Here is an 8273-nt window from a genome sequence, read left to right as displayed (position 1 = left end):
TCCCCCAGCGTCCGCCGCAGGGACGGGACCGGAACCGGAACGAACACCTCATGCTCCATGGAAACCGAGCGCCCCTTTGGGGGCCTCGCACCACCGGCCGTCTCATCCGTCGTGTTCGATCGGGCCTGGCGTGGATCAGCTCACCACACCACCGAAGAGGCCGCCGTGGGCCATGCCCAGGAAGAATCCGATGGCGGAAGCGCCCATGCCGATGATCAGCGGGAACCTTTCACGCGTGGTCACCGATATGTACTGCCCGTACGCGGCCGTGAGTATCCCGATGATTCCGGCCCACGAACTGATCAGATGCAGGTTGTGGAACATCGCCGTCACGAAGGCGAGTGCACCGAGGACCAGAGTCACCACCACCAGGGTCTCCTGGAGCGGATGCTTCTTGCCGTCCGTGGCGAGAAGAGAGACGCGAGGACGCGGACGGGATCGTGTTTCCTGGGCCATGGAGTACCTCCTGGCTGAAAGGCGGCGCATCGTGGCGCTGCTCACACCCGATGTGTACAGATTGCGTCTCTTGAGGACCGGATTTCAACCGGAAGCCGGTCTGCGGGTAGTCTGTAACGTCTGCATCGGTGTCTGCCCAGAACCAGCACCTCGGCGCCTTCTCGACGGAGGGCGTTGTCAGTGGGGGCTGTTCTACTTGGAGACACTGGTGCTCACGCATCACGACCCTCCTGCCACGGAACGACCGTGGCCGCTGAGTCCAAAGGAGGTGGGTTCCACATGCGTCACTACGAGGTGATGGTCATCCTCGACCCCGATCTCGAGGAGCGCGCTGTCTCCCCGCTGATCGAGAACTTCCTCTCCGTCGTCCGTGAGGGCAACGGAAAGGTGGAGAAGGTCGACACCTGGGGCCGTCGTCGTCTCGCTTACGAGATCAAGAAGAAGCCCGAGGGCATCTACTCGGTCATCGACCTGCAGGCCGAGCCTGCGGTCGTCAAGGAGCTCGACCGCCAGATGAACCTGAACGAGTCGGTCCTCCGGACCAAGGTCCTCCGTCCCGAGATCCACTGAGCATCTAGCTCAGTGGTCATCGGGTTCGAGTAGCAGCAAGCAGCCAGCAGCAATCCCCGCCGAGAGGTTCACCATGGCAGGCGAGACCGTCATCACGGTCGTCGGCAATCTCGTCGACGACCCCGAGCTGCGCTTCACCCCGTCCGGTGCGGCGGTCGCGAAGTTCCGCGTCGCGTCCACTCCCCGCATCTTCGACCGGCAGACCAACGAGTGGAAGGACGGCGAAGGCCTGTTCCTCACCTGCTCGGTCTGGCGGCAGGCGGCGGAGAACGTCGCCGAGTCGCTCCAGCGAGGCATGCGCGTTGTCGTGCAGGGCCGGCTGAAGCAGCGGTCGTACGAAGACCGCGAGGGCGTCAAGCGCACGGTCTACGAGCTGGACGTCGAGGAAGTCGGCCCCAGCCTCAAGAACGCCACCGCCAAGGTCACCAAGACCACCGGTCGTGGTGGTCAGGGCGGCCAGGGTGGATACGGCGGCCAGCAGGGCGGCGGCAACTGGGGCGGCGGTCCCGGTGGCGGTGGCCAGCAGGGCGGCGGTGGCGCTCCCGCCGACGACCCGTGGGCCACGAGCGCGCCGTCCGGCGGTCAGCAGGGTGGCGGGGGCGGCTGGGGCGGAAGCTCCGGCGGTTCCGGCGGCGGCTACTCGGACGAGCCTCCCTTCTAGGGCAGCTCGTACCCCCACTTCTTGATCACACAGGAGAAACACCATGGCGAAGCCGCCTGTGCGCAAGCCTAAGAAGAAGGTCTGCGCGTTCTGCAAGGACAAGACCCAGTACGTGGACTACAAGGACACGAACATGCTGCGGAAGTTCATTTCCGACCGCGGCAAGATCCGTGCCCGCCGCGTGACCGGCAACTGCACGCAGCACCAGCGTGACGTCGCCACGGCAGTCAAGAACAGCCGTGAGATGGCGCTGCTGCCCTACACGTCCACCGCGCGATAAGGGAAGGGTGACCGAATCATGAAGATCATCCTGACCCACGAGGTCTCCGGCCTCGGTGCTGCGGGCGACGTCGTCGACGTCAAGGACGGGTACGCCCGTAACTACCTGGTTCCGCGTGGCTTTGCCATCCGCTGGACCAAGGGTGGCGAGAAGGACGTGGCGCAGATCCGCCGCGCTCGCAAGATCCACGAGATCGCCACGATCGAGCAGGCCAACGAGATCAAGGCCAAGCTCGAGGCCGTCAAGGTCCGTCTGGCCGTTCGCTCCGGCGACGCCGGCCGCCTCTTCGGCTCCGTGACCCCGGCCGACATCGCCTCGGCGATCAAGGATGCCGGTGGCCCCGACGTCGACAAGCGTCGCGTCGAGCTCGGCTCGCCGATCAAGACGCTCGGCGGACACCAGGTGTCCGTGCGTCTGCACCCCGAGGTCGCTGCACAGCTCGGCATCGAGGTTGTTGCCGCCTAAGGGCATCGCTCACCAGAGCAGGCACAGGGCCGTACCTCCCGCGTGGGGTACGGCCCTGTGCTGTTTCCTGTGTTGTTTCACGTGAAACGGGGCTTCAAGAAACGGGGACGGGCGATGGATCAGCGTGTGGCGCCGGTGATGATCCACCTGCCCGATCGGGTACGCAGCCAGAGCGTCAGCATCCGGACGGTCATCATCAGGGCCATCGCCCACCACAGCGCGGTCAGACCGCCGCCGAACGTCGGCACCAGCAGGGCGACCGGGGCGAAGACGGCCAGGGTGAGGAGCATGGCCCAGGCCAGATACCGCCCGTCTCCCGCCCCCATCAGCACACCGTCCAGGACGAAGACCACCCCGGCGATCGGCTGGGACAGCGCCACTACCAGGAGCGCCGGTAGCAACGTGTCCCGAACGGACTGGTCGCTGGTGAACAGGGGCACGAACAACGGCCGGGCAAGAACGATCAAGGCTCCGAACACCACTCCGGAAACGATGCCCCACTGGACCATGCGGCGGCACGCCTCGCGTGCGCCCGTGGCGTCATCGGCGCCCAGATAGCGGCCGATGATGGCCTGCCCCGCAATGGCGATGGCGTCGAGGGCGAAGGCCATCAGGCTCCAGAGGGAGAGGATGACCTGATGCGCGGCGGTCTCGGCGTCGCCGAGGCGGGCGGCGACGGCAGTGGCGATCAGCAGCACAGCACGGAGCGACAGCGTACGGATCAGTAGCGGAACGCCCGCCTGGGCGCTGGCCCTTATGCCTGCGGCGTCGGGCCGGAGCGAGGCGCCGTGGCGACGCGCGCCCCGTACCACCACGATCAGATAGGCGGATGCCATGGCGAGTTGTGCGATCACCGTGCCCCAGGCCGACCCGGCGATGCCGAGTCCCGCGCCGTAGACGAGCCCTGCATTGAGGGCCCCGTTGGCTGCGAAGCCCCCGATGGCGACATAGAGAGGGGTTCGGGTGTCCTGCAGGCCACGGAGTACGCCGGTTGCGGCCATCACCACGAGCATGGCCGGGATGCCGAGGCTTGAAATCCGCAGATAGGTGGTGGCGTAGGGGGCCGCGGTGTCGGAGGCGCCGAAGACGTCCACGAGCCAGGGCGAGGTGGGGAGCACGAGGGCGATGACGAGGAGTCCGAGCAGGAGAGCCAGCCAGATGCCGTCCATGCCCTGCCGGATTGCCGCTGCCGGATCGCCCGCTCCGATCCGGCGCGCCACTGCCGCGGTGGTGGCGTACGCGAGAAAGACGAAGATGCTGACGGCGGTGGTCAGCAGGGCCGCGGCGACGGCCAGGCCGGCCAGTTGCGGTGTGCCGAGGTGGCCGACGATGGCGCTGTCGACCATGACGAAGAGCGGCTCGGCGACGAGCGCACCGAAGGCGGGCACGGCGAGCGAGATGATCTCGCGGTCGTGCCGTCGACGACTGGGCGGCGAGGGGGCCGGGGCCTGGATCACGGGGCCAGTCCAATCTTCCACAGGTAATGGATACAGGGTGCCATTGTCCCTTACATCTGCCGCGACTGGACGTTCTTCCGCGTGCTGTTTGTAGTGATCTTGTATCGACTCGGAAAGTTTTTCTCCCCCACAGCCGGTGGATGGAGAAAGTCCAGGTCAGAGGAGTGATGATGGCGGTGTTATGAGTTTGTCCACAGTGCTCTCCACCGCTCCGTGCACAGCTTCTGCGGAGTTCTCCACAGCATCTGGTCTTTCGTCCACATGCCCTGTGGATAACCAGATTGGCTGACGGTGCTGAGCGGCCTACCGTGGTCCGGCGCCCGCACCCTGTTCCGGCTCTGGAAGCCGCAGAACGTGACGCGTCGGAACTGGAGCCGGGCGTCCTGTTTGTCGGTGCTGTGCCGTAAGAAAGAGTGGCATGGTGAGGTCCGCGGAGCGGACGGGAGGAGGTGGCCCGGTGAGCATTCCCGAGCCTTTGGACGACCCCTGGGCCGACGCCGGTCCCAGCGATCGTCTGCCCATGACCCGTCAGCGACGCGGCGAGGGGCGGGACCGCGGTGAGCAGCACGAACGCGGTCGGGAGAGCAGTGCGTGGGAGAGCGGCTCGCCCGGTTTCGAGCGGGTGCCTCCCCAGGACCTCGATGCCGAGCAGTCGGTGCTCGGCGGCATGCTCCTGTCCAAGGACGCCATCGCCGATGTTGTGGAGATCATCAAGGGGCACGACTTCTACCGCCCCGCTCACGAGATCGTGTACCAGGCGATTCTCGACCTCTACGCCAAGGGCGAGCCGGCCGACCCGATCACGGTGGCGGCCGAGCTGGTCAAGCGCGGCGAGATCACCAAGGTGGGCGGAGCTCCGTATCTGCACACCCTTGTCCAGTCGGTGCCCACCGCGGCCAATGCTTCGTACTACGCGGAGATCGTCCACGAACGGGCCGTCCTCAGGCGGCTCGTCGAGGCCGGGACGAAGATCACGCAGATGGGATACGCGGCCGACGGCGATGTCGACGACATCGTGAACTCGGCACAGGCCGAGATCTACGCCGTCACCGAGCAGCGCACCAGTGAGGACTATCTGCCGCTCGGCGACATCATGGAAGGCGCTCTCGACGAGATCGAGGCGATCGGTTCGCGCAGCGGTGAGATGACCGGGGTGCCGACCGGTTTCACCGACCTCGACGCACTGACGAACGGCCTCCACCCAGGCCAGATGATTGTCATCGCGGCCCGTCCGGCCATGGGTAAGTCCACGCTGGCGCTGGACTTCGCTCGGGCCTGTTCGATCAAGAGCAACCTGCCCAGCGTGATTTTCTCCCTCGAGATGGGGCGCAACGAGATCGCGATGCGACTGCTCTCCGCCGAGGCGCGAGTGGCGCTGCACCACATGCGTTCCGGCACCATGACCGATGAGGACTGGACACGGCTGGCCCGCCGGATGCCGGACGTCTCGGCCGCCCCTCTCTACATCGACGACTCCCCGAACCTCTCCCTGATGGAGATCCGGGCGAAGTGTCGTCGCCTCAAGCAGCGCAACGACCTCAAGCTCGTGGTCATCGACTATCTCCAGCTGATGCAGTCCGGCGGTTCGAAGCGTGCCGAGAGCCGACAGCAGGAGGTCTCGGACATGTCGCGAAACCTCAAGCTGCTCGCCAAGGAACTACAGCTTCCGGTCATCGCGCTCTCCCAGCTGAACCGTGGCCCCGAGCAGCGCACGGACAAGAAACCCATGGTCTCCGACCTGCGTGAATCGGGATCCATCGAGCAGGACGCCGACATGGTCATCCTGCTGCATCGCGAGGACGCGTACGAGAAGGAGTCCCCTCGTGCCGGTGAGGCCGACCTGATCGTCGCCAAGCACCGTAACGGTCCGACGGCAACGATCACTGTGGCCTTCCAGGGGCACTACTCGCGCTTCGTGGACATGGCACAGACCTGAGCGAGCCGCACGGTCGCGTCCAGCGCGTCCAGGCTCTCGTCGGCGTCCTGCCCGAGCTGCAGAGCGCGGAAGTCAGGTCCGCATACCGGCGACCATGACGTCGACCAGCTCGACCAGCTCGACCATCCTGACCGAATCGCGACGCGCGGCCACGGTGGTGGCCGGGCGTCGCCTCTCCTTTCTCGACTTCGGTGGTCCGGGACGCCCTCTGCTGGCGCTGCACGGGCACTTCGGAGAAGGCCGCACATGCGCGGGCCTGGCCCGGGAGCTGGGTGACTCCTGGCGGGTCATCGCCCTCGACCAGCGTGGACACGGCCTCTCCGACTGTCCCACCGACTTCTCCCGCACCGGCTACATCGAGGACGCTGCGGCCGTGCTGGAACATGTGGGGGTCGATGGTGCGGTCGTACTCGGCCACTCCCTCGGAGGCGTCAATGCCTACCAGCTCGCAGCCCGGCATCCGGACCTCGTGGACGCGTTGGTCGTCGAGGACGTCGGAGCCGAGGCCGAGGGTGACCTCTCCTTCAGCCTGTCCTGGCCCCACCGGACACCGACCCGGGCCGAGCTTCTGGAACGGCTCGGCGAGTCGGCGGGCTACCTCGTGGGCGCCGTGCGTGAGTACCCCGACGGATAGGGTCTTGTCTTCGATCCGAAGGACATGAACGCCTCGCAGCAGCTCCTCAACGGGGACCACTGGCTCGCCGGCAACTGCCCGGCCCTGCTCGTGCGAGGCAGTCGCAGTGCGGTGTTCAGCGCCGAACATACGAGGGACATGGTGGCCCGGCGCCCCCGGACCCGACTTGTCGAACTCCCGGCCGGGCAAACCGTCCACGAAACCGCCCCGGGGAGTTCGCTGCAGCCGTCAGGGGATTCCTCAGCACGCTGTGATCCTGCGGGGAGGATGCTGCAGAGGGAATGACACGTCTCTGAGGTTCGCAGGGTGTGATGATGCGAAATGCTCTCGCCACCGTGGGGGTTCCGAGGGTAGTTGTTGGACATGGAATCCGTATCTGCACAGTTGCTCCCCAGTACCCAGCGCGCTCTGCTGCACCGCATCGCCGTCGCACAGTCGGATGGCCGGGCCCCCTCGCTCGTTGCCGCGGTACAGAGGCAGGGGCAGATCGTCTGGAGCGGTTCCCGCAGCTGCGTGGACGACCACGCTCCCGATGACAACACGCAGTTCAGGATCGGTTCCCTCACCAAGACGTTCACGGCAGTGCTGGTCCTGCGGCTGCGTGACGAGGGTCTTCTGGACCTTGATGACCCGTTGGAGAAGCATCTGCCCGGCACCGGCGTCGGCGGAGTCACCCTTCACCAACTCCTGTGCCACAGCGCGGGGCTGGGTGCCGAGGCCCCCGCACCCTGGTGGGAGAGGACCCCGGGGACGCTGCGGCCCGAACTTGCCGATGTGCTCGGCGAGCAGACGCGGATGCACACTCCGGGCCAGCGGTACCACTACTCGAACCCTGGCTACACCCTGCTGGGTGCTCTGGTCGAGAAGGTGCGCGGAGCACGTTGGGCGGAGGTACTCGAACACGAGATCCTGGAACCGTTGGGCATGCACCGCACGAGCCTGCAGCCGCAGGCTCCGCATGCAGGCGGCTGGGCTGTGCACCCCTGGGCGGACGTCATGCTGCCCGAGCCGGCCGAGGACCTCGGCCTGATGGCCCCGGCCGGCCAGCTCTGGTCCACCACTGGCGACCTTCTTCGTTTCGCGGACTTCCTCTCCCGGGGGGACGACCGGATTCTCTCTGCTGCCTCGGTGAAGCAGATGCGCGAACCGGCCGCGCCGACGGAGGCCGGCGACTGGGAGTTCTCCTACGGCCTGGGTCTTCAGGTCGTCCAGAGGGACGGCCGGACGCTCTTCGGGCACACCGGCTCGCTGCCCGGCTTCCTGGCGGCCCTGTGGATCAGTACTGAGGACGATGTGACGGCCGCCGTTCTCACCAACACCACGTCGGGCCCGGTGATCGGGGGCGTTGCCGCCGATCTCGTGAAGACGGTTGCCGAGGCGGAGCCGCGTATTCCCGAGCCCTGGCGCCCGCTGCCCGAGGTGGACCCCGAGCTCCTCGCGCTGACCGGGCCCTGGTACTGGGGTGCGCACACGAACGTCCTGCGGCTGACCTCGGACGGCGGACTGGAGCTTCAACCACTGCGTGGCAACGGCCGTGGTGCTCGATTCGCCGCACGGCCCGACGGCACCTGGATCGGCCTCAACGGCTATTACGCGGGGGAGACGCTACGTGTGGTCCGGAACGGCGACGGCACGGTGAACCATCTCGATCTGGGGTCGTTCGTCTTCACCCGGGAGCCGTACGACCCCATGGCGGCCGTGCCCGGCGGCGTGGACGAAGGAGGGTGGCGGGGGCTCGAGGTCTGAGCGCGGTGTTTCACGTGAAACGGGAGGAAGCGGGACACCTGGGCTGCCGCCTCCCGTTCCCGTGAGGC

The 8273-nt window shown here is 66.8% G+C and carries 9 protein-coding genes; 7 read left to right on the top strand and 2 right to left on the bottom strand.

The window, feature by feature from the left end; all coding sequences use genetic code 11:
* Window positions 1-135: 135 nt before the first annotated feature.
* Complete coding sequence (locus tag AB0L71_RS26870; protein ID WP_365247629.1) at window positions 136-456, bottom strand: hypothetical protein; 321 nt, start codon at window positions 454-456, stop codon at window positions 136-138.
* Window positions 457-735: 279 nt separating this feature from the next.
* Between AB0L71_RS26870 and rpsF the strand changes: the two genes are divergently transcribed.
* The 4 genes from rpsF (at window position 736) to rplI (ending at window position 2432) form a co-directional block, all read left to right on the top strand.
* A complete protein-coding gene (rpsF, locus tag AB0L71_RS26865; protein ID WP_015609864.1) occupies window positions 736-1026 on the top strand; it encodes a 30S ribosomal protein S6 in 291 nt (96 codons plus the stop codon).
* Window positions 1027-1099: 73 nt separating this feature from the next.
* Entirely contained in the window at window positions 1100-1687 is a 588-nt protein-coding gene (locus AB0L71_RS26860) for a single-stranded DNA-binding protein (RefSeq protein WP_365247627.1), read from the top strand.
* A gap of 43 nt (window positions 1688-1730) precedes the next feature.
* Window positions 1731-1967 carry a 30S ribosomal protein S18 gene (rpsR, locus tag AB0L71_RS26855; protein WP_003967857.1) on the top strand — a complete coding sequence of 79 codons (237 nt, stop codon included), beginning with the start codon at window positions 1731-1733 and terminating at the stop codon, window positions 1965-1967.
* An 18-nt stretch (window positions 1968-1985) separates the two neighbouring features.
* On the top strand, window positions 1986-2432 hold the full coding sequence (rplI, locus tag AB0L71_RS26850; protein ID WP_365247625.1) for a 50S ribosomal protein L9: 447 nt from the start codon (window positions 1986-1988) through the stop codon (window positions 2430-2432).
* A 119-nt stretch (window positions 2433-2551) separates the two neighbouring features.
* Here the strand turns inward: rplI and AB0L71_RS26845 are convergent, their stop codons facing one another.
* Entirely contained in the window at window positions 2552-3889 is a 1338-nt protein-coding gene (locus AB0L71_RS26845) for an MATE family efflux transporter (RefSeq protein WP_365247623.1), read from the bottom strand.
* Between the two features lie 475 nt (window positions 3890-4364).
* Between AB0L71_RS26845 and dnaB the strand changes: the two genes are divergently transcribed.
* The 3 genes from dnaB to AB0L71_RS26830 all read left to right on the top strand — a co-directional run bounded on the left by dnaB (window position 4365) and on the right by AB0L71_RS26830 (window position 8205).
* A complete protein-coding gene (gene dnaB / locus AB0L71_RS26840; RefSeq protein ID WP_365247647.1) occupies window positions 4365-5825 on the top strand; it encodes a replicative DNA helicase in 1461 nt (486 codons plus the stop codon).
* 94 nt (window positions 5826-5919) lie between these two features.
* On the top strand, window positions 5920-6459 hold the full coding sequence (locus AB0L71_RS26835; RefSeq protein WP_365247621.1) for an alpha/beta hydrolase: 540 nt from the start codon (window positions 5920-5922) through the stop codon (window positions 6457-6459).
* Window positions 6460-6822: 363 nt separating this feature from the next.
* On the top strand, window positions 6823-8205 hold the full coding sequence (locus AB0L71_RS26830) for a serine hydrolase domain-containing protein (protein ID WP_365247619.1): 1383 nt from the start codon (window positions 6823-6825) through the stop codon (window positions 8203-8205).
* Window positions 8206-8273: the final 68 nt, after the last annotated feature.

It is taken from the genome of Streptomyces sp. NPDC052052, from assembly GCF_040680455.1.
Classification (GTDB): domain Bacteria; phylum Actinomycetota; class Actinomycetes; order Streptomycetales; family Streptomycetaceae; genus Streptomyces.
This window is presented reverse-complemented; position numbering and strand designations above follow the sequence as displayed.

Bases quoted from the DNA above. Each gene is read 5' to 3' on its own strand.
- AB0L71_RS26870 (WP_365247629.1), bottom strand. From the start codon at position 456: ATGGCCCAGGAAACACGATCCCGTCCGCGTCCTCGCGTCTCTCTTCTC.
- rpsF (WP_015609864.1), top strand. From the start codon at position 736: ATGCGTCACTACGAGGTGATGGTCATCCTCGACCCCGATCTCGAGGAG.
- AB0L71_RS26860 (WP_365247627.1), top strand. From the start codon at position 1,100: ATGGCAGGCGAGACCGTCATCACGGTCGTCGGCAATCTCGTCGACGAC.
- rpsR (WP_003967857.1), top strand. From the start codon at position 1,731: ATGGCGAAGCCGCCTGTGCGCAAGCCTAAGAAGAAGGTCTGCGCGTTC.
- rplI (WP_365247625.1), top strand. From the start codon at position 1,986: ATGAAGATCATCCTGACCCACGAGGTCTCCGGCCTCGGTGCTGCGGGC.
- AB0L71_RS26835 (WP_365247621.1), top strand. From the start codon at position 5,920: ATGACGTCGACCAGCTCGACCAGCTCGACCATCCTGACCGAATCGCGA.
- AB0L71_RS26830 (WP_365247619.1), top strand. From the start codon at position 6,823: ATGGAATCCGTATCTGCACAGTTGCTCCCCAGTACCCAGCGCGCTCTG.